1 protein-coding gene is annotated in these 254 nt (G+C 67.3%); it reads right to left on the minus strand.

Annotation, left to right across the window (positions count from 1 at the left end; translation table 11 throughout):
* Positions 1-254: AMP-binding protein (locus AC3G2T_RS38930; protein WP_488438842.1), on the minus strand; the 254-nt coding region annotated here is incomplete at both ends.

Below are 254 nucleotides of genomic sequence, written 5' to 3' on the forward strand. Positions count from 1 at the left end.
CGAATCCGCTCCTCGGGATACTCGGGGTCGATCGGCACGTAGGCGCCTCCGGCTTTCAGAATCGCGTAGATGCCGACGATCATCTCCATCGACCGCTCGGCCAGGATGCCGACCTTGCCGTCCGGCCCAACGCCTGCGGCGCGCAGCGTGCGGGCCAACCGGTTCGCCCGCTCGTCCAGCTCGCCGTAAGTCATCACGGCGTCTTCGAAACGCACCGCCGGCTTATCCGGCGTGCGCGCAGCGTGCTCTTCGAA

The sequence above is a fragment of the Paenibacillus sp. sgz302191 genome (assembly GCF_057749925.1).